At 69.8% G+C, this 18,685-nt stretch carries 18 protein-coding genes; 8 read left to right on the plus strand and 10 right to left on the minus strand.

The features are described from left to right. Nucleotides 1-93: 93 nt before the first annotated feature. Nucleotides 94-1,218: an alkaline phosphatase D family protein gene (locus SGCZBJ_RS03215; RefSeq protein WP_101716584.1), complete on the plus strand. Its 1,125-nt coding sequence runs from the start codon at nucleotides 94-96 to the stop codon at nucleotides 1,216-1,218. A 219-nt stretch (nucleotides 1,219-1,437) separates the two neighbouring features. Here the strand turns inward: SGCZBJ_RS03215 and SGCZBJ_RS03220 are convergent, their stop codons facing one another. Continuing rightward, entirely contained in the window at nucleotides 1,438-1,695 is a 258-nt protein-coding gene (locus SGCZBJ_RS03220; RefSeq protein ID WP_101716585.1) for a low temperature requirement protein A, read from the minus strand. A 30-nt stretch (nucleotides 1,696-1,725) separates the two neighbouring features. Beyond that, on the minus strand, nucleotides 1,726-2,247 hold the full coding sequence (locus tag SGCZBJ_RS03225; RefSeq protein ID WP_101716586.1) for a TlpA family protein disulfide reductase: 522 nt from the start codon (nucleotides 2,245-2,247) through the stop codon (nucleotides 1,726-1,728). A 132-nt stretch (nucleotides 2,248-2,379) separates the two neighbouring features. Here SGCZBJ_RS03225 and pip point away from each other — a divergent pair, with 132 nt between their 5' ends. Beyond that, the gene (pip, locus tag SGCZBJ_RS03230) at nucleotides 2,380-3,369 is read left to right on the plus strand and encodes a prolyl aminopeptidase (RefSeq protein ID WP_101716587.1); all 990 of its coding nucleotides are present in this window, start codon (nucleotides 2,380-2,382) and stop codon (nucleotides 3,367-3,369) included. A gap of 142 nt (nucleotides 3,370-3,511) precedes the next feature. On the opposite strand, the gene SGCZBJ_RS03235 is transcribed toward pip, so the two are convergent. Together SGCZBJ_RS03235 and SGCZBJ_RS03240 are read right to left on the minus strand one after the other, a co-directional pair. Next, nucleotides 3,512-4,105, minus strand: a complete 594-nt coding sequence (locus tag SGCZBJ_RS03235; RefSeq protein ID WP_205685309.1) for an HAD family hydrolase — start codon at nucleotides 4,103-4,105, stop codon at nucleotides 3,512-3,514. 91 nt (nucleotides 4,106-4,196) lie between these two features. Beyond that, nucleotides 4,197-5,378 (minus strand): low temperature requirement protein A, encoded by a 1,182-nt coding sequence (locus SGCZBJ_RS03240; protein WP_101716588.1) that lies wholly within the window; start codon nucleotides 5,376-5,378, stop codon nucleotides 4,197-4,199. A 73-nt stretch (nucleotides 5,379-5,451) separates the two neighbouring features. Here SGCZBJ_RS03240 and SGCZBJ_RS03245 point away from each other — a divergent pair, with 73 nt between their 5' ends. The 5 genes from SGCZBJ_RS03245 to SGCZBJ_RS03265 all read left to right on the plus strand — a co-directional run bounded on the left by SGCZBJ_RS03245 (nucleotide 5,452) and on the right by SGCZBJ_RS03265 (nucleotide 10,829). Continuing rightward, entirely contained in the window at nucleotides 5,452-5,970 is a 519-nt protein-coding gene (locus SGCZBJ_RS03245; protein WP_101716589.1) for a hypothetical protein, read from the plus strand. 213 nt (nucleotides 5,971-6,183) lie between these two features. After that, nucleotides 6,184-7,593 (plus strand): O-antigen ligase family protein, encoded by a 1,410-nt coding sequence (locus tag SGCZBJ_RS03250; RefSeq protein WP_101716590.1) that lies wholly within the window; start codon nucleotides 6,184-6,186, stop codon nucleotides 7,591-7,593. Then, a complete protein-coding gene (locus SGCZBJ_RS03255; RefSeq protein ID WP_101716591.1) occupies nucleotides 7,590-8,456 on the plus strand; it encodes a 50S ribosomal protein L11 methyltransferase in 867 nt (288 codons plus the stop codon). Before SGCZBJ_RS03250 ends, SGCZBJ_RS03255 begins: the two co-directional genes overlap by 4 nt. A 90-nt stretch (nucleotides 8,457-8,546) precedes the next feature. Beyond that, on the plus strand, nucleotides 8,547-8,984 hold the full coding sequence (locus SGCZBJ_RS03260; RefSeq protein ID WP_101716592.1) for a hypothetical protein: 438 nt from the start codon (nucleotides 8,547-8,549) through the stop codon (nucleotides 8,982-8,984). A 42-nt stretch (nucleotides 8,985-9,026) separates the two neighbouring features. Then, nucleotides 9,027-10,829: an aminopeptidase P family protein gene (locus tag SGCZBJ_RS03265; RefSeq protein ID WP_101716593.1), complete on the plus strand. Its 1,803-nt coding sequence runs from the start codon at nucleotides 9,027-9,029 to the stop codon at nucleotides 10,827-10,829. Nucleotides 10,830-10,968: 139 nt separating this feature from the next. Here the strand turns inward: SGCZBJ_RS03265 and SGCZBJ_RS03270 are convergent, their stop codons facing one another. The 4 genes from SGCZBJ_RS03270 to dapA form a co-directional block, all read right to left on the minus strand. Next, nucleotides 10,969-11,388: a DUF2147 domain-containing protein gene (locus SGCZBJ_RS03270; protein ID WP_101713653.1), complete on the minus strand. Its 420-nt coding sequence runs from the start codon at nucleotides 11,386-11,388 to the stop codon at nucleotides 10,969-10,971. Between the two features lie 97 nt (nucleotides 11,389-11,485). Then, nucleotides 11,486-12,646, minus strand: coding sequence for an acyltransferase family protein (locus tag SGCZBJ_RS03275; protein ID WP_101716594.1), 1,161 nt, complete (start codon nucleotides 12,644-12,646; stop codon nucleotides 11,486-11,488). Between the two features lie 330 nt (nucleotides 12,647-12,976). Next, nucleotides 12,977-13,435 carry an SsrA-binding protein SmpB gene (gene smpB / locus SGCZBJ_RS03280; RefSeq protein ID WP_058349779.1) on the minus strand — a complete coding sequence of 153 codons (459 nt, stop codon included), beginning with the start codon at nucleotides 13,433-13,435 and terminating at the stop codon, nucleotides 12,977-12,979. Continuing rightward, nucleotides 13,435-14,319, minus strand: coding sequence for a 4-hydroxy-tetrahydrodipicolinate synthase (gene dapA / locus SGCZBJ_RS03285; RefSeq protein ID WP_101716595.1), 885 nt, complete (start codon nucleotides 14,317-14,319; stop codon nucleotides 13,435-13,437). Before dapA ends, smpB begins: the two co-directional genes overlap by 1 nt. Before the next feature lie 243 nt (nucleotides 14,320-14,562). Between dapA and SGCZBJ_RS03290 the strand changes: the two genes are divergently transcribed. After that, nucleotides 14,563-16,683, plus strand: coding sequence for a lytic transglycosylase domain-containing protein (locus tag SGCZBJ_RS03290; RefSeq protein WP_420808146.1), 2,121 nt, complete (start codon nucleotides 14,563-14,565; stop codon nucleotides 16,681-16,683). A gap of 28 nt (nucleotides 16,684-16,711) precedes the next feature. Here the strand turns inward: SGCZBJ_RS03290 and SGCZBJ_RS03295 are convergent, their stop codons facing one another. Together SGCZBJ_RS03295 and SGCZBJ_RS03300 are read right to left on the minus strand one after the other, a co-directional pair. Further along, entirely contained in the window at nucleotides 16,712-17,689 is a 978-nt protein-coding gene (locus tag SGCZBJ_RS03295; RefSeq protein WP_101716597.1) for an alpha/beta hydrolase, read from the minus strand. 122 nt (nucleotides 17,690-17,811) lie between these two features. After that, nucleotides 17,812-18,618, minus strand: a complete 807-nt coding sequence (locus SGCZBJ_RS03300) for a TrmH family RNA methyltransferase (protein WP_101716598.1) — start codon at nucleotides 18,616-18,618, stop codon at nucleotides 17,812-17,814. Between the last annotated feature and the right edge of the window lie 67 nt (nucleotides 18,619-18,685).

Below are 18,685 nucleotides of genomic sequence, written 5' to 3' on the forward strand. Positions count from 1 at the left end.
CAAGCGCTGCTTCACCCTCTCCTTCCGCAGGACACCCCCATCCCAACCCTTCCCCCATCGAGGGGAAGGGCTTTTTCGTGGAGGTTCACGCCCGTGACCGACCTCTCCCGCCGCTCGGCGCTCGGCCTGTCGGCCGCCGCCCTGGCCGTCGCGCCGGCCGCCGCCCAGACCCCCAAGGTCCTTGGCGTGGACGCGCCCCACCCGGCCCTCGACAAGCCGCTGACCCGCATCGCCTTCGGCTCCTGCGCCAAGCAGGACAAGGACCAGCCGATCTGGGAGGCGATCTTCGCCACCAAGCCCGACCTCTTCATGTTCCTGGGCGACAACATCTACGCCGACACCCGCGATCCCAAGGTGATGGCCGCCAAGTACGCCATGCTGGCCGCCAAGCCGCACTTCAGGCGCCTGCGCGACGAGATCCCCGTCGTGGCCATCTGGGACGACCACGACTTCGGCGAGAACGACGCCGGCGGCGACTATCCGATGAAGGCCGAGAGCCGCCGCCAGTTCTGCGACTTCTGGGGCGAGCCGGAAAACTCCCCCCGCCGCACGCGCGACGGCGTCCATGCGGCCTATGTCTTCGGTCCCGAGGGCCGGCGCGTGCAGATTCTGCTGCCCGACCTGCGCTGGAACCGCACGCCGCTGGCCGAAAAGACCTTCAAGGGCGGCTACAAGGCCTGGGCCGTGGCTCGCGGCCTGCAAGGCAAGGAGACGCCCGGCCCCTACGACCGCATCGCCGACCAGGACGCCACCATGATCGGCGAGCCGCAGTGGGCGTGGCTGGAGGCCCAGCTGGCCCAGCCTGCCGACCTGCGGATCTTCGGCTCCAGCCTTCAGGTGCTGGCCGACTTCGCCGGCTGGGAAAGCTGGATCAACTACGCCCGCGACCACCAACGCCTGTTCGAGGCCATCCGCCGCCAGCGCGCCGAGCGCCTGTTCTTCGTCAGCGGCGACACCCATTACGCCGAGGTCTCAAGGCTCGACCTCAACGTCCCCTATCCGATGTGGGACGTCACTTCGTCGGGCCTGACCGAGGTGTGGCCGGTCACCCCGCCCAACGCCCTGCGCGCCTCGGCCGTGCTGCGCGAACGCAACTTCGGCCTGATCACCATCGACTGGTCGCCGTCCGCGCCCAAGGTCACGGTCGAGATCCGCGACGAAAAGGGCCAGGTGAGGATCAGCCAGGCGATCGACGCGGGCACGCTGCGGATGGGGTGAGCGGCTCTTCGTCCCCTCTTCCATAGGGAGAGGGAGGGGCCCGCCGCGAAGCGGTGGGAGGGTGAGGGGTTTCACCGTCTGCAAGTAAATCGGAAAAGGGCGACCACCCGCGAAGCGCCGTTGCTCGAACGCCGCGCTTCCTGCCGCGAGTCTGTTACCTCTCACCCTCCCACGCCTGCGGCGCGGGCCCCTCACTCTCTCAAAGAGAGAGGGTTTTCACTACTGCGGCCGCTGCATCAGCCGTTCAGCGCGCCTGCGCATGGCGGCGGCCAGTTGCAGCAGGGCCAGGGCCGAGGCCTCGTCGCGCTCGGCCGCCCGCATCGAATAGACCCGGGCCAGCACCAGCAGGGCCTCGGCGCGGTCCAGACCCTCGGCGCCGAACATCTCGGCGATGGAGTTGTCGAGCTCGGCCAGCTGATCGTCGGTCAGCAGGTTCAAGAGGTCGTCGTCGGTCAGGTCTTCGGGCGTGGTGCTCATGCGCACGCACCATAACGGGAATCGTGGCCTCTAGGCGACCTCGACGGGACGGGCCTTGGCCAGCAGCGGGTTCAGGAGGCGCGCGAAGCTGTCGTACGAGAAGGCGCCGGCCTTGGCGTGGCGCACCACGCCTTTGCGGTCGATGACGAAATTGGTCGGCACGGCGTTGTCGATCTTGCCGTAGCCCTTGCCCGCCAGGCGCCGTCCGACCGGGAACGACAGCGCGCCCGAAAGGTCGCGCATGGCCTTCTCCGGCGGCGAACTCTCGATGTTGACGGCGTAGATCCGCAAGCCCTTGCCGGCCTTCTCGCGCATGAACTGGTCCAGGGCCAGCATCTCGGCCCGGCACGGCGCGCACCACGACGCCCAGTAGTTGATGACCACGACGTCCCCGCGCATGTCGGCCAGGCGATGGACGCCGCTATTGACCGTGGAGATCGAGAACTCCGGAGCGACGTCGCCGGCGACCGCGTGCTTGGGCTTGGCCAGCACAAGGCTCGGCGCCGCCAGCCCCGCGACCAGTCCGCCCGCCATCAGTTCCCGCCGCCGCATGCCGCTCGCCCCCGAATTCTAGCCCTTCAGCGCGTTATCGCCCAGGTTGCCGTCGGTCAAGCTTGCTCACGGCCTTCCGCCGACGAACAAAGCGCCGTTCACACGGACAAGCAAAACGCCTAGGCTCGCGCCATGGACCGTCACGCTTCACTCGCAGCCATGTCCTCCATCGGCCGTCGCGGCCTCTATCGCGAGGTCGAGCCGTTCTCCTTCGGCTGGCTGCCCACCGGAAGCGCCCACGAGATCTATTACGAGGAATGCGGCGCGCCGCGCGGCAAGCCGGCGGTGATCCTGCACGGCGGCCCCGGCGGGGCGATCAACCCGACCATGCGGCGGTTCTTCGATCCGTCGCGTTGGCGCATGACCCTGTTCGACCAGCGCGGCTGCGGCCGCTCGCGGCCCAACGCCAGTCTCGACGACAACACCACCTGGAGCCTGATCGCCGACATCGAGCGGCTGCGCGAGCACCTGGGGATCGAGAAGTGGACCGTGTTCGGCGGCTCCTGGGGCTCGACCCTCGCCCTCGCCTACGCCATCAAGCACCCCGACCGGGTCGAGGGCCTGGTGCTGCGCGGCGTCTTCCTGCTGACCGACAAGGAACTGGCCTGGTTCTATCAGGACGGGGCCTCGATGCTGTTCCCCGACGCCTGGGAACGGTTCCTGGCCCCGATCCCGCCCGAAGAGCGCGGCGACCTGATGGCCGCCTACCACAAGCGCCTCGTCCACCCCGACCGTCGCGTCCAGGCCGAGGCCGCCAACGCCTGGAGCCAGTGGGAGGGCGACACCATTTCACTGCGCGGCCCCGAGGCCCGGCCGCCGAAGTTCAACGAGGAAGACTTCGCCATCGCCTTCGCGCGGATCGAGAGCCACTTCTTCGTCAATCGCGGTTTCTTTCCCGAAGACGGCTGGATCCTCAACAACATCGAGACGATCCGGCACATCCCTGCCTGGATCGTCCAGGGGCGCTTCGACGTCGTCACGCCCCTGGCCAGCGCCTGGGCCCTGCACCGCGCCTGGCCCTCGGCCCATTTCGAGATCGTCTGGGACGCCGGCCACGCCTCGACCGAACCCGGCGTCATCGACGGCCTGATCCGCGCGACAGAGGCGGCGTACGGGCGGTAGACGCCCCTCAACCGCCCGCGCGGTCCTCGTCCTTCGACAGGCTCAGGAAGAGGACCATTGAAAGCCTCGGATCTAGAAAAACCTCATCCTGAGCTTGTCGAAGGACGAGGTTTTCGCCCCAACGCGGGGTGTCGCACGCCCCCTAAACCGCCTCCTCCATCAGCTCGCGCACGTCGATCGCCTTGCAGCCGGCCGCCGCGGCCGCCTGCAGGCCCTGGATGCTGTCCTCGAACACCAGGCAGTCGCCCGGCGCCACGCCCAGCCGGCGAGCGGCTTCCAGGAAGAGGTCGGGGGCCGGCTTGGCCGCCGCCACGTCCTCGACCGTGACGATGGCGTCGAACAGGACGTCCAGACCCCGCGACTTCAGGCTCAGCCGCACGAAGTCGGACGGACCGCTGGAGGCCACCGCCATGGGCAGGCGGCCGTGGAAGGCGCGGGCGATGGCGGTGACGGCCGTGATCTCGGTCAGGCTGTCGATCCCGGCGCTGTAGGTCGCCCATACCGCCTTCATCACCTGCGCCCGGTCCAGCGTCTGGCCGACCTCCTGCTCGAAGGCGTCCATCAGCATGTCGCCGGAAAAGCCGCCGCGCTCCAGGTACCAGGACGCCTCCATCGCATGGCCCGTGGACCGCAAGCCGGCCGGCCATGCGACGGCATAGAGGCCCAGGCTGTCGACCAGGGTGCCGTCGCAGTCGAAGATCAGGGCCCTGGTGTCGGGGAAACGCTCTTTGATCACTGGAAGTCCCGGTTGCGGCCGCGCGGGGAGGAAGGCGGCGCCTATGGCGCGACCCTATAGACGAGTCTTGCGGCGCCGTTGCGGCGTCATGTCAGCCGCGCAGCTGATGCCCGCGCCACCGTATCGCCAGGCTCTCCCAGGCCCCGACCAGCACCAGCACGCCCGTGGTCAGCAGCGACAGCACCAGGGGCGAGACCAGAGGCGAAACGGGGATCAGCAGCAGCAGCGCCGCCATGCCAGCGCCGCGCGACGGCGACCAGATGCGGAACACCGCCCGCTTGAACAGCACCCCGCCTAGCAGGAACAGCAGCGGCCCGCCGATCAGGGCGGCCGAGATCTTCGGATCGGCGTGGCCCACCGGATGGTGGATCACCCACTCGTCGCCGACGGCGGCCACGATGATCCCCGCCACCGGCAGGAGGTGGCTGTAGGTGTAGGCGATGCGCGCCACCCGGCCCGGATCGTCCGAATGGCTGATCGCCTCGCTGGCCGCCTCAGCCGTGAACGAGAAGTAGATCCACCACATGGCGATGCTGGCCACGAAGGCCGAGGCGAACGAGGCCGCCACCACCGGCGTCCAGGCCATGCCGGCCGCGGTCGCGCCCATCACCAGGATCGACTCGCCCAGGGCGATGATCGTGAACAGGGCGCAGCGCTCGGCCAGGTGCGCCCCCTCCACCGTCCAGTCGGCGGTCCTGCTGCGGCCAAGGCCCGGCGTCCAGAAGCCGGCGGCCGGCGAGGCGTATTCGATGGCGATCGCCGCCGCCCAGCAGGCCAGGCGCGCCTCGTTGTGCAGCAGGCCGCCGCTGATCCACAGCACGCCAGACACCACGAGCCAGGCGGTGATGCGCAGGAAGTTGAGCTTCAGTCCGCTGTCTTGGCGCACGCTCCACGCGGTGAACAGGCTGCGCCCCACCTGGATGCCCACATAGGCCAGGGCGAACAGCAGCCCCCGGCCCTCGAAGGCCGTGGGGATCGACATGGTCATCACCATGCCGGCGGCCATGACCAGGAACAGCATGATCTGGACGGGCGGCCGCTCGGGATCCAGCCAGTTGGTGACCCAGGCGGTGTAGATCCAGGCCCACCAGACGGCCATCAACAGCAGGCCCGTCTCGACCACGCCCAGCAGGCTGGGGTGGCCGATCAGCCCATGCGACAGCTGGGTGATCGCGAACACGAACACCAGGTCGAAGAACAGCTCGATATAGGTCACCCGCGCGTGGCCGCCCTCGCGGATCCGCAGCAGGCCGCCGCCCCTGGTCTTGCTCATGATCGCTCGCGCCCTTCCGCCCGGAATCTGCCCCCAGCCTAGAACGAATCTCCGGCTCGAACGCTATCTGCACATGAAGCCGCTCGACCTCTTGAAGACCCGGGCCGCCATCGTCGGCCTCCCCGTCGCCCTGACCCTCGGCGCGATCGCCGGCGTCGCCATGCAGATCGGCCCGCAGGAGCGCGAGCCCCAGCCCTACGCCGAAGTCCAGGGCAGCCAGTACGCCGAGGCCGCCCCCATGGTCTGGCCCGCCGGCAATGTCCCCGACTACGTCATCGGTCAGGATTTCCTGCACCCGCCGGTCGACGAGACGCCGGTCGTCCTGACCTCGGCGGACATGGCGCAGATGGGCCTGATCGAGCCCGCCAGCTATGAGCCCGATCCCGCGGACGCCGACATCGTCTCGGCCTCGGGCGCGACGACCGTGGCGCTGGACGACCAGCCGGCCGTGCCCACCGAACCCGCCGACGCCCCGCCCCGCAGCTTCGCCTCGACCAGCGGCGACATCCTCGACACCCGCCTGCCCGAGGAGCTGGTCGCCGGCCCGCCGGCTCAAGCCCCCGTCCCGACCGAAGTGGCGCTGCGGTACTAGCGATCCTCCCCCTCTGGGGGAGGTGGCCCAAAGGGCCGGAGGGGGGCCGTTATCAGCTTCCGCGGCATCGGCCGATTTTCTCAAAACTCCCCACCGATCGCTGACGCGATCGCCTCGCCCAGAGGGGAGGTTCCCTGATTTCCGGCCTCCCCCTTGCAGCCTCCCGCCAATGCGACCGGTAACTGTGCCGTTTCGCGCCACACGGGAACGCGCATGGACGCTGCGGCGCCAGACAGGATCGAGGAGGAAGGCGGGCTCTTGCGCACGCTGGAGGCCTGGGCCTGCGGCTTCGTGCTGTTCATGCTGTCCAACGCCCTGATCGGGCCGTTTCTCGATCCGGAACAGGCCGGCGGCGAGGACATGCCGATCCTTCGCCTGATGTGGCTGCCGGTCTATGCGCTGATCCTGGCCCTGGTGCTGTGGCGCGCGCCCCGGCTGATGAAGTTCTGGCTGCCCGCCAGCCTGCTGAGCCTCTTGGTATTCTGGGTGTTCGCCTCGGCCTCGTGGTCGTTCGACCCGGGCACCACCAACCGTCGCGCCCTGGCCGCGGCCTTCACCACCCTGTTCGGCTTCTACTTCGCCGCCAGCTTCGACGGCCGCCGCATGGCCGAGATCCTGGCGACCACCTTCCTGGTGCTCGGCGCCGGCGGCCTGCTGGCCGCGATCGCCTATCCGAAGATGGGCGTGCAGCACGACATCAACGCCGGCGACTGGCGCGGCCTGTGGTTCGAGAAGAACCAGATGGGCGCGATGATGGTCTACGGCGCCCTGGGCGCCATGGCCGCCATCCTGGCCGGCACGAAGCACCGTAAGCTGTTCATCGGGGCCATCGTGCTGTGCGCCTTCATGATCGTGATGAGCAGGTCCAAGACCTCGCTGATGGTCCTGCTGATCGGCCTGGTCGGTTCGGGCCTGCTGGGCATGATGCGGCGCGGACCGGCCACGGCGACCACCATGGTCTGGCTGGGCGTCACGGTGATCGGCGGCGCGGCCATCGTCATGTGGCTGGCCCCCGAACTGCTGTTCAAGGCGCTCGGCAAGGACCCTACCCTCACCGGCCGCACCGAGATCTGGGACGCCCTGATGCGCCAGTCGGCCAAGGCCCCGCTGACCGGCTACGGCTATGCGGTGTTCTGGCGCGACGACTCCGTGCCGGCCCTGTTCATCCGCAAGGAGACCGGCTGGAACGTGCCTACCGCCCACAACGGCTGGCTGGACGTGCTGGCCCAGCTGGGCTGGATCGGCGTGGGGCTGTCGGCCCTGGTGCTGGGCCTGCCGCTGCTGGTCGCCCTGTTCCGGTTCGACAAGGTGCGCGACGGCTACTGGGCGACCCTGTTCCTGGTCATCTTCCTGATCACCACCTTCTCGGAAAGCTTCATTCTGGAGCGCAACGGCATCGCCTGGGCCCTGGCCTGCGCGGCCGCCACGCGCCTGCTGGGACCCGCCCTCGGCGCTGCTCGAAACGCACTGCCGGCCCGCCAACGGCGCCCGCGCGAGGAGCCGCCGCTGACCTGGCGACTGGCGCCGCCCGACCCCGCGCCCGAAATTTGGAGCCCCGCCCCCGCTTTCGGACGCCGGACGGTCTCGCCTTTGGCCGCGCGTCCGACTATTGGAGCGGCATGACCGACTACACCCACCAGCAGATCGTCGCCCGCGGCGCGCGCGCAGACGCCGAAGCCGCCGCCGACGCCATCGACAACATGCCCGGCCTGGAAGGCGCCACCTACTCGATCCTGGAAGAGGACGAGGACAAGGGCATCTGGCGCATCGACGCCTTCCCGACCACCGAGGACGAGGACGCGGCCCTGCTGGAGCTGCTGGGCGGCTATCCGCTGAAGGTCGAGCGCGAGGCCCTGGCCGACGCCGACTGGCTGGCCATGGCGCTGTCGGGCCTGCCGCCCGTGCGCGCCGGCCGCTTCTTCGTCTACGGCATGCACGATCGCGGTCGCCTGCCGGCCAGCACGGTCAACCTGCGCATCGAGGCCGGCGCGGCCTTCGGCACCGGCCACCACGGCACCACCGTCGGCTGCCTCCAGGCCTATGACCGCCTGATCAAGGCCAGGAAGTTCAACAAGGTGCTCGACGTCGGCGCCGGCACGGGCCTGCTGGCCATCGCCGCCGCCCGCACGGGCAGCAAGCTGGCCGTCGGCACCGACATCGACAAGCCCAGCGTGCGGATCTCCAAGGAGAACGCCAAGGTCAACATGGCCAACGCCCGCTTCGTCCACGCCTCGGGCCTGTCCAACAAGCTGGTGGCGCAAAACGCCCCCTACGACCTGGTCTTCGCCAACATCCTGGCCCGCCCGCTGATTAGCCTGGCCCAGGACATCAAGCGCGCGCTCGTCCCCGGCGGCACGGTCATCCTTTCGGGCCTGCTGCGCACCCAGGAGCGGATGGTCAAGGCCGCCTACCTGTCGCGCGGCTTCAAGGTGGTCAGCCGCATCCACCGCGACGCCTGGGCGACCCTGGTCCTGCAACGCCCGTAGAACCTCCGGCGCCGCCCCTCGATCGCGAGGGGCGGAACGCCTGTGCTTGGCTCCACGTTTTCCCGGACAACATCGTTCGAGGAAACGACCATGACCTACACCGATCCTTCGCTTCACCCCGAGGCCCCGCGACAGCCCGAGCGCGTGGTCGAGGTCCGGCGCGAGTCCAGCCCGCTGGGTTGGCTGGTCGCCGGCGTCGTGGCCATCGTGGCGGTGATCGCCGTGGCCTTCATGCTGACCTCGCGCCCGATGGCCGCCAGCTCCGACCAGCTCGCCCAGGCCCAGGAACAAGGCCGCGCCGCCGGCCTGGTCGAGGGCGCTCAAGTGGGCCTGCAAACCGGCGCCGACCAGGCCCGCCAGGCCGCCGAAGCCTCGGCCCGGGAAGCCGCCTCCGCCGCCGAGAGCGTGCGTCGGCAGACCGAGATCCAGGCCCAGACCGCCGCCGACGCGGCGCAGGACGCCGCCGCCACCGCTCCGGCTGCGACCGACGGCACGGGTACGTCGCCCCAGGCCGACCAGCCGCGATAACTCCCCTTCCAAGTCTGGCGCATGCGGCATACATCGGTCGTCATGCGCCAGACCTTCGATGAATCCACCGATCCGGGCTTTGGCCCGCGCCACGTTCCGCTGATCCGCGAGGCCATGGCCCGCCAGGGTCTGGACGGCTTCCTCGTGCCGCACGAGGACGAGCACCAGAACGAATACCTGCCCGCCGCCAACGACCGCCTGGCCTGGGCCAGCGGCTTCACCGGCTCGGCCGGGGCCGGCGTCATCATGAGCGACCGCGCCGCCGTCTTCGTCGACGGCCGCTATACGCTTCAGGTCCGAGAGCAGGTCGACCAGGGCGTGTTCGAGATCCGCGACCTCGTCGAGGGCGGCGTGCCGGCCTATCTCGAGACCGCTCACAAGGGTGCGGTGATCGGCTACGACGCCCGCCTGCACAGCCCCGCCGCGCTCGACGTGCTGAAAGCCGCCGCCGCCCGCGCCGGCGCGACGCTCAAGCCCGTCGCCGCCAACCCGCTGGACCAGGCCTGGGGCGCTCAGCGTCCGGCCCAGCCGCAGGCGCCGGTCGTGCCACATCCGGTGCAGTACGCCGGCGAGGAAAGCTCGGCCAAGCGCGCCCGCGTCGGTTCGGGCCTCGGCGCCGACGCCGCCGTCATCACCGCCCCGTCCTCGATTGCCTGGCTGTTCAACATCCGCGGCGGCGACGTCATCCGCACGCCCCTGCCGCTGGCCCAGGCAGTCCTGCGCGCCGACGGCAGCGCCCGCCTGTTCCTCGACCCGGCCAAGGTCACCGAGGACCTGCCCGCCTGGCTCGGCAACGAGGTCTCGCTCGAGGCGCCCGAGGCCCTCGAAGGCGCCCTGGCCGAACTGTCGGGCAAGTCGGTGCTGGTCGATCCGGCCCAGTCCTCGGCCTGGTACTTCGACACCCTGGTCGCCGCCGGCGCCAAGGTCGTGCGCGGCATGGACCCCTGCACGATGCCCCGCGCCTGCAAGAACGGCGTCGAGCTGGACGGCACGCGTGAGGCCCACCGCCGCGACGGCGCCGCCCTGACCCGCTTCCTGCACTGGCTGGCCACCGAGGGCCAGGTGAGCCCGCCGGACGAGAAAGAGGCCGTCGCCAAGCTGGAAAGCTTCCGCGAGGCCACGGGCGTGCTGAAGGACCTGTCGTTCGACACCATCGGCGCGGCCAACGGCCATGGCGCCCTGCCCCACTACCGCCCGACCGAGCGCTCCAACGAGCGCGCCGCGCGGGGCTCGCTGCTGCTGGTCGACAGCGGCGGCCAGTACCTGGACGGCACCACCGACGTCACCCGCACCGTAGCCATCGGCGAGCCCTCGGCCGAGATGGTCACGCGCAACACGCTGGTCCTGAAGGGCCACCTGGCCATCGCCCGCCTGCGCTTCCCGGCCGGGACCACCGGCTCGGCCATCGACGCCCTGGCCAGAATGGCGCTTTGGGCCCACGGGCTGGATTACGACCACGGCACCGGCCACGGCGTCGGGGTCTATCTGGGCGTCCACGAGGGTCCGCAACGGATCAGCAAGGCGCCCAACACCATCGCGCTGCAGCCCGGCATGATCGTCTCCAACGAGCCCGGCTACTACAAGGACGGCGAATACGGCATCCGCATCGAGAACCTGGAAGTGGTCATGCCCGCCGAACCGGTGGCCGGCGGCGATCGCCCGATGCACCGCTTCGAAGCCCTGACGCTGGCCCCCATCGACCGCCGCCTGGTCGACAAGGCGCTGCTGACGGCCGAGGAGGTCGCCCAGTTCGACGCCTACCACGCCCGCGTGCTCAAGGAGATCGGCCCGCGCGTCGAGCCGGAGATCCGCGCCTGGCTGGAAGAGGTGTGCGCGCCGCTCTGAGCGCAAAGACCCTCTCCCTGAAGGGAGAGGTGTCGGCCCGAAGGGACGACGGAGAAGGAAGTTTCAGCGGCCCCGCCGCGACCACTTCCCTCTCCGGCGCTTCGCGCCACTTCCCCCTTCAGGGGGAGGGTCCTGGATACTACTTCACCCGCGTCCAGGTCTGGGTCTTGCACAGCGGCGCGACCACGCAGCCCTTCAGCTTCAGGGTGTCGGCGTTGGTCATGGTGATGGTGCCCGAATAGGTCTTGCCGTCGTCGGCCTTGTATACCTTGCCGCCGGTCCATTCGGTCGGACCGCCGCTGAAGCCCCACAGCAGCTGCAGGCCCTTCAGCGGGCGCGTGCGCAGCGACGGGTCCTTGTTCTTCTCGTCCTTGAGGGCGGGGTTCTTCTTGATGTTGTCCGAGGTCAAGAGCTTGCCGCACAGGCTGTTGCCGCAGCGGCTGATCTCGACCTGGCCGCCGTTGGTCTCGGTCTGCCACAGACCCGAGATGTCGGCGGCCATGGCCGGCGCGACGAAGGCGGCGCTGGCGACGGCGGCGAGGATGGCGGTCCTGAGCATTGGTAGTTCGACTCCCTAGAGCAGCGTTTTGAACGCGCGTTTCATCCCTCGTCGCCTATCTCGCCGCGAACGGCAAGGCGATTTCAGGGCGCGCCATTCAAGGCAAGGGCGTAACCATCGCTTGCGCCGCCTGGTTCCGCTCGCGCTTGCCGCCCCAGCCGGCCGTGGCCTTCTCCAGGCGCGGCTTGAGCCAGTCCTGCAGCGGCGCGTCGACCAGGCGCTCGAACAGCCAGGCGAACACCAGGGCGGCCGGGAAGGCCATGGCCCAGATCGCCCAGTGGGCGGCCTCGGGCAGCGCGACCTTCTGGTCCAGCAGGCGCTGCATGGCGAACCACACCGCGCCGACGAACTGGTTGGTCAGGTAGAGCGAGAACGACAGGCGCCCGCCGGTCTTGGCCCAGCCCCAGCCGTTCTGGGCCGAGCCGCTGGCGGCGAAGATCAAGAGGCCCAGCAAGGCCAGGCTCGGATAGGCGAACTCGCCGACGACGTTCAGCACCACGAACCCGACCACCGCGAACACGGCCAGGGCGTCGGCCAGCTTCGGGCCGATGACGACCTCGCGGGCCAGGCGGGCGATCAGCACGCCCATCAGGAACAGCGGGATGGCGCGGTAGAGGCCGTTCTTCAGGTGCAGGTGGAACGACGGCAGGCCGAACACCTGGCGCGAGAAGACGTCAACAGCCACGAACACGGCTGCGCCGACCAGCAGCGCCATCCACGGCGAGCCGATCCTGCCGAAAGCCCGCCACATGGTCGGGAACAGGGCGTAGCAGACCAGCAGGGCCGACAGCGTCCAGGTCGGCATGTTCCAGCCCGACGGCCCCTGGAAGCCCCACGTTTGAATGAGGAACACCTGCTGGGGCAACTGGTCCCACTGGTACCATTGCGGATTGCGCGGCTGCATGCCCAGCGCCGTGGTGCCCAGCACCAGGGCCACGAAGGCGGCGATCATCACCAGGTGAGCGGGCCACACCCGGCCGATGCGCTTGACCAGGAAGGCGCCGTCATGGATCTGGCCGGCCGCGACCCGCGAGCCATAGGCCCGGCCCAGCACATAGCCCGACAGCAGCAGGAAGAAGTCGGTGGCCAGGTAGCCGCGCCCGAACGCCGGATGGATCGCAAACAGCGAGACCGGCGCCTGCTCGGCGTAGTGATAGACCACGATGAAGAAGGCCGCGAAGAACCGCAGCGCGTCCAGCGGCCCGCCGCGGGACAGCGGACGCGCGACCTTGGCCGTGTTTGCACCAGTATCGGACATGGCGGACTCCTTCGGGAAAGAAGGAGCAAGAGCCGGGCCAGGGTCAAGATCCTCCCCCTGAAGGGGGAGGCGCCCCGAAGGGCCGGAGGGGGAAGCTCCTGATGAGGTCGGTAGATCCGCCACCGCCGCAGCCCCTTCCCCCTCAGTCGCTCCGCGACAGCTCCCCCTTTCAGGGAGAGCGTCTGTGACGAAGATCCTCCCCCTCTGGGGGAGGCGGCCGAAGGCCGGTGGGGGGACGTTTTCAGCTTTCGGGGCGATGGGAAGTCAGCCCCCCCACCGATCGCTTCGCGATCACCTCCCCCACAGGGGGAGGTTCTCCGACCCTAAGGATCAATCCCCTCGGTCGCCCTTCATCAGGCGCGCCTTGTCGCGCGCCCAGTCGCGGGCGGCTTCGGTCTCGCGCTTGTCGTGGTTCTTCTTGCCCTTGGCCAGGCCGATCTCCAGCTTGGCCAGGCCCTTCTCGTTCCAGTAGAGCTTGAGCGGGATCAGCGTGCGGCCGTCGCGCTGCACCGCGCCGATCAGCTTCTCGATCTGCTTGCGATGCAGCAGCAGCTTCCGGTGGCGGCGCGGCTCGTGGTTGAAGCGGTTGGCGTGGCCGTAGGGCGGGATGTCGGCGTTGATCAGCTTGATCTCGCGCCCTTCGACCGAAGCATAGGACTCGGCGATGTTGGCCCGGCCGACGCGCAGCGACTTCACCTCGGTGCCGGTCAGCATGATGCCGGCCTCGAAGGTCTCCTCGATGAAGTAGTCGTACCGGGCGCGCCGGTTTTCCGCGATCGGCTTGGTCATCAGACCAGACCCGCCTCGCGCATGGCCTCGACGATCGCCGGACGCACGGCCTCGCTGCACGGGGTGATCGGCAGGCGCACGTCCTCGGTCGACAGGCCAAGCTGGGCCAGGGCGAACTTGGTCGGGCCCGGCGACGAGTCGAGGAACAGGGCCTTGTGCAGCTTGATCAGGCGGTCCTGCCAGTAGCGGGCCGTCTCCCAGTCGTTGCTGACGCAGGCGTTCATGAAGGTGGCGCAGGCGTCCGGCGCGACGTTCGAGGTGACCGAGATCACCCCGTGCCCGCCGTGGGCCATGTAGCCCAGGGCGGTCGGATCATCGCCCGACAGCATGACCCAGTCGGGCCCGCAGGTGATGCGCTGCATGCTGATGCGCGTCAGGTCGCCGGTGGCGTCCTTGATGCCGACGATGTTGGGCAGCTTCGACAGACGCACGAGGGTGTCGTTGGAGATGTCGACGCCGCTGCGGCCCGGCACGTTGTAGACGAACACCGGCAGCTCCACGGCGTCGTTGATCGCCTTGTAGTGCTGGTACATGCCCTCTTGGCTGGGGCGGTTGTAGTACGGCGTGACCACCAGGGCCGCGTCGGCGCCGACGGTCTTGGCGTGGCGCGCCAGATCGATGGCCTCGTCGGTCGAGTTCGACCCCGCGCCGGCGATCACCGGCACGCGGCCGCGGGCGGTCTTCACGCACAGCTCGACGACGCGCTTGTGCTCGTCATGCGACAGGGTCGAGGTCTCGCCCGTCGTGCCGACCGGCACCAGGCCGTGCACGCCGCCGGCGATCTGGCGCTCGACCAGGGCGACGAACCCTTTCTCGTCGACCTCGCCGTTCAGGAACGGGGTGACCAGGGCCGGGATGACGCCCTTGAAAGGGGAATGGACCATGACTTGCAATTTGCCGTGAGCAGACGCCGCGAGAGTTGCGGCTGAAACGTGGGGGCGGACAATATGTCTCCGCCCCCGTCGACCGCAACTGGTCGTTCCGACCTTTTCGTCACTCTGCGGTGTTGAAAGGCGGGTCGATCAAGCGGCGAACCGGGCTATACGGCTCGTGCGGCCCAAAATCGGCCGCCAGACGCCCCCATCAAGGGCATGGACCACCGCCTCGGCACTGAAGGAGACCGCGTTTTGGCTTTTGGGATTCGTCGGCTTCTTCTCGGTTGCGTCAGCCTGACCCTGTTTGCGAGCGTCGCCGACGCCCAGACAGAGCAGCTGGACGACGAGGGCCTGCCGAGCGCGCCCCAGCCCTATACCGGCAGCGCCCGCCCCGGCCTCGTCAGCACCCCGCCCACCGCTTACGCCGGCACGCTGTCGGACACCGACGCGGCCAACCTGCGCGCGGCGGTGATGGGCCAGCGCTCGGCCTCGACCGTGCGCGCGGCGATGATGGGCATCTCCGATCCCCTGGCCCGCAAGATCGCCCTGTGGGCCCTGGCCGATGTCGGCGCCGAGAGCATGAGCTTCTTCGAGCTGGACCAGGCGCGTCGCGACCTCAACGGCTGGCCGCGCAGCTCGCGCCGCGACCTGCCCGCCGAGAAGGCGCTGTCCACCTCCGGCCTCACCCCGGCCCAGACCATCGCCTGGTTCGGCGGCTCCGAACCGCAGACCGCCGAAGGCGCCATGGCGCTGGCCGGCGCCTACCAAGCCAGCGGCCGGGCCCAGGACGCCACGAACCTGATCCGCCGCTTCTGGCGCGGCAAGACCTTCGAGGCCGACGCCCAGCGCGCCATGCAGGCCCGCTTCGGCGCGATGCTCACCGCCGACGACTACGCCCAGCGCGCCGACATGCTGCTGTACGGACCGCAAGGCCCGGCCGCGCGCGACATGGTCGCCATGCTGCCCTACGACCAGCAGGCCACCGCCCAGGCCCGCATCGCCCTGCGCTCCAACGCCTCCAACGCCAACGACCTGGTGGCCGCCCTCACCCCGGCCCAGCAGGTCTCGCCGGGCGTCGCCTTCGAGCGCGCGTCCTATATGCGCCGCAAGGGCATGGACGTGATGGCGCTCGACCTGGTGCGCTACTTCCCCGCCGCCCCGCCGTCCGACGACACCGCCGGCCCCATCTGGCGCGAGCGCAAGCAACTGGTCATGTCGGCCATCAAGAACGGCGACAGCCGCGGCGCCTACGCCGCCGCCAACGCCGGCCTGCCCGGCGGCGCCGACGCGGCCGAGGCCGAGTTCTTCGCCGGCTGGATCGCGCTGTCGCGCCTGAAGGACGCCAACGCCGCGGCCGCCCACTTCGGCCGCATCAACGAGATCGGCGCCTCGCCGATCACCCGCGGCCGCGCCCTCTACTGGCAGGGCCGCGCGGCCGAGGCGCAGGGCGACGTCATCGCCGCCCAGGCCTTCTACGCCGAGGGCGCGCGCCACATCACCACCTTCTACGGCCAGCTAGCCGCCGAGAAGGCGGGGATCAAGGAGATCCGCCTCGACAAGGATCCGGTGATCACGCAGGCCGACCGCGCCCGCTTCGAGAGCCGCGAGCTGATCCGCGCCGCCAAACTTCTGCGCGACGTCGGCGCCAACGACGCCTTCCGCGCCCTGGTTCTCTATATCGACGACCAGCTGCCGACCGCCCAGGAACAGGCCCTGCTGGTCGACTTCGCCCGCAACACCGGCGACCAGGACCTGGCCATGCGCGCGGTCCGCACCGCCGCCCAGCGCGGTTTCATCCTGCCCGAGCGCGGCTATCCCCTGCTCGACCACCACTTCACGCCCATTCCGGGCGCGGCCGAGACCGCCTTCGTCTATTCGATCTCGCGCCAGGAAAGCAATTTCGACCCCCGCGCCCGCTCGGGCGTCGGCGCGCGCGGCATGATGCAGCTGATGCCGCCCACCGCCGCCGGCGTCGCCCGCAAGCTGGGCGAGAGCCACAGCGTCGATCGCCTGTTCGAGCCCGACTACAACATGCGCCTGGGCTCGGTGTACCTGGGCGACATGATCAACCGCTTCAGCGGCTCCTACATCATGGCCGCGGCAGCCTACAACGCCGGCCCCGGCCGTCCGCCGCAGTGGACCGCCCTGTGCGGCGACCCGCGCGGCGCCAGCACCGACCCGCTCGACTTCATCGAGTGCATCCCGTTCAGCGAGACCCGCAACTACGTGATGCGCACGCTGGAAACGACCATGGTCTACCGCGCCCGCCTCAACGGCGGCGTCGCCCCCCTCACCCTCTCGGCCGACCTCAAGCGCGGCGGCTACAGCTACGCGCCAGCCTCGGGGACCATGGCGCCGATCGGGGGAAGGTAGGGGCAAAGCGTCCGACGCCCTCCCCCTCTCAGATCCCCTTCTTCTTGGCGTACGCCTCGAACAGCGACGGCCAGGCCTCCACCGGCTTGCCGGCGATCGAGCGCAGGCCGAAACCGTGGCCGCCTTCCTCGAAGACGTGCAGTTCGGCGGGGATCGCCTTGGCCTTCAGGGCGGCGAACATCATCAGGCTGTTCTCGACCGGCACGGCCTTGTCGTCGGCGGCATGGACCAGGAACACCGGCGGCGTGCGCCCGCCGACGCCGGTCTCGGCCGAATAAGCCTGCACCGCCTCGAACGAGGGCGCGGCGCCCAGCAGCTGCTTGCGCGAGCCGGCGTGGGTGGTCCCGGCCACCATGGTGATCACCGGATAGATCAGGGCCGACAGGTCCGGGCGCGCCGACAGATCATCGGCGGCGTCGACGCGGTCATAGACCTGGGCCTCGAAGCGGGTGGTCAGGCTGGCCGCCAGGTGCCCGCCGGCCGAGAAGCCCATGATGGCGATGCGGTTCTGCGCGAACTTCATGCCCGGCGCCCACGAGCGCACCAGGCGCAGGGCCCGCTGGGCGTCCTGAAGCGGCGCATCCGGCCCCGCGCCCCAGCCGTCGCCCGGCAGGCGATAGAGCAGTACGAAGCAGGTGTAGCCGCGGTCGGCCAGCCACTGGGCGGTCTCGAAGCCCTCCTTGTCCATCACGACGCGCTCATAGCCGCCGCCGGGGATCAGGATCACCGCCGCGCCGTTGGGCTTGCGGGGACGGAACAGGCTGAGCGTCGGCTTGCGGGTGTGGGTCACCGCCCGGTCGCGCGGCCCCTTGCCGTCGCTGCGCTCGATCACCGTCTCCTGCGCCGTCACGCCGGCCGAGCCTGGCGGATCATTGGGCCACAGCGGCCGCACCTCGCTCGGCTCGGGCACGGCCGGCTTGCGCGCAGCGTTGGCCATGCTCGCGCTCGACAGGGCGGTGATCCCTGCCAGCAGGGCGAAGGCGCTCCGGCGGTTCAGTTGCGGCATGACGTTTCTCCCGAACTCTACTGCAAGCGTGATAGCCGAAAGTGTCAGCGGTTTCGGCGGCTATCACGCGCCAACTTAAGTTTGGCGCGGACCTTAAGGCCCTCGGTAACCGGTGGACAAGCTCAGCGACCGCCGAACCTCAGGTGATGCAGCACGATCCCGCTGGTGGTCGCCACGTTCAGCGAGTCGAAGCCATTGGCCATCGGAATGCCGATCCCCTGCGCCCGCGCGATGACGTCGGCCGATAACCCTGGCCCTTCCGCGCCCAGCAGGGCCGCCGCGCGGGCCGGCGGCTCCATCTCGGCTAGCGTCCGCTCCGCCGACGGCGTCAGGGCCAGCGGCGTGAAGCTCGCGCCGCGCAGCAGGTCGACGGCGTCCTCGCCCCGGCCGATGTATCCGGTCGGCACGCTCAGCGTCGCTCCTACCGAGACGCGGATGGCCTTGCGGTAGAACGGATCGCAGCAGTCGGCGTCCAGCAGCACCGCATCGGCCCCGAAGGCGGCGGCGTTGCGGAAGATGCCGCCCAGATTGTCGTGGTTGGCGATGCCGAACAGCGCCAGCACCACCGCCCGCTCGGGCAGGCCCGCCAAGAGGTCGGCGGCCGGGATCGCATCGGGCTTGCGGCCCACCGCCAGCACCCCGCGATGCAGGTGGAAGCCGGCCAGCGCGTCCAGCACCGCCTGCTCGACCAGGTAGACCGGCGTCGCCTGGGGCAGGCCGTCGAACACCTCCGACAGCTTGTCGCGACGCTTGGGATCGATCAGCAGCGACTCCACCCGCTGGGGCGCGTCGCGTACGAAGGCCCGCAGCACCGTCTCGCCCTCGGCGATGAACCGCCCTTCCCGGCCCACCAGGTCGCGTTCCTTGATGTCGCGATAGGCGGCCACGCGCGGGTCGGCGGGATCGGTGATGGTGAGGAATTCGGGCACGGCGGATCCGATGACGAGCGGGACCGAAGACCTCGCCCTTCGACAAGCTCAGGGTGAGGTCTTCTAC

Source organism: Caulobacter zeae (assembly GCF_002858925.1).
Classification (GTDB): Bacteria; Pseudomonadota; Alphaproteobacteria; order Caulobacterales; family Caulobacteraceae; genus Caulobacter; species Caulobacter zeae.

Bases quoted from the DNA above. Each gene is read 5' to 3' on its own strand.
- SGCZBJ_RS03265 (WP_101716593.1), top strand. From the start codon at position 9,027: ATGCGCCAGACCTTCGATGAATCCACCGATCCGGGCTTTGGCCCGCGC.
- SGCZBJ_RS03270 (WP_101713653.1), bottom strand. From the start codon at position 11,388: ATGCTCAGGACCGCCATCCTCGCCGCCGTCGCCAGCGCCGCCTTCGTC.
- SGCZBJ_RS03255 (WP_101716591.1), top strand. From the start codon at position 7,590: ATGACCGACTACACCCACCAGCAGATCGTCGCCCGCGGCGCGCGCGCA.
- SGCZBJ_RS03250 (WP_101716590.1), top strand. From the start codon at position 6,184: ATGGACGCTGCGGCGCCAGACAGGATCGAGGAGGAAGGCGGGCTCTTG.
- SGCZBJ_RS03225 (WP_101716586.1), bottom strand. From the start codon at position 2,247: ATGCGGCGGCGGGAACTGATGGCGGGCGGACTGGTCGCGGGGCTGGCG.
- smpB (WP_058349779.1), bottom strand. From the start codon at position 13,435: ATGACCAAGCCGATCGCGGAAAACCGGCGCGCCCGGTACGACTACTTC.
- SGCZBJ_RS03220 (WP_101716585.1), bottom strand. From the start codon at position 1,695: ATGAGCACCACGCCCGAAGACCTGACCGACGACGACCTCTTGAACCTG.
- SGCZBJ_RS03295 (WP_101716597.1), bottom strand. From the start codon at position 17,689: ATGCCGCAACTGAACCGCCGGAGCGCCTTCGCCCTGCTGGCAGGGATC.
- dapA (WP_101716595.1), bottom strand. From the start codon at position 14,319: ATGGTCCATTCCCCTTTCAAGGGCGTCATCCCGGCCCTGGTCACCCCG.
- SGCZBJ_RS03240 (WP_101716588.1), bottom strand. From the start codon at position 5,378: ATGAGCAAGACCAGGGGCGGCGGCCTGCTGCGGATCCGCGAGGGCGGC.
- SGCZBJ_RS03275 (WP_101716594.1), bottom strand. From the start codon at position 12,646: ATGTCCGATACTGGTGCAAACACGGCCAAGGTCGCGCGTCCGCTGTCC.
- pip (WP_101716587.1), top strand. From the start codon at position 2,380: ATGGACCGTCACGCTTCACTCGCAGCCATGTCCTCCATCGGCCGTCGC.
- SGCZBJ_RS03260 (WP_101716592.1), top strand. From the start codon at position 8,547: ATGACCTACACCGATCCTTCGCTTCACCCCGAGGCCCCGCGACAGCCC.
- SGCZBJ_RS03245 (WP_101716589.1), top strand. From the start codon at position 5,452: ATGAAGCCGCTCGACCTCTTGAAGACCCGGGCCGCCATCGTCGGCCTC.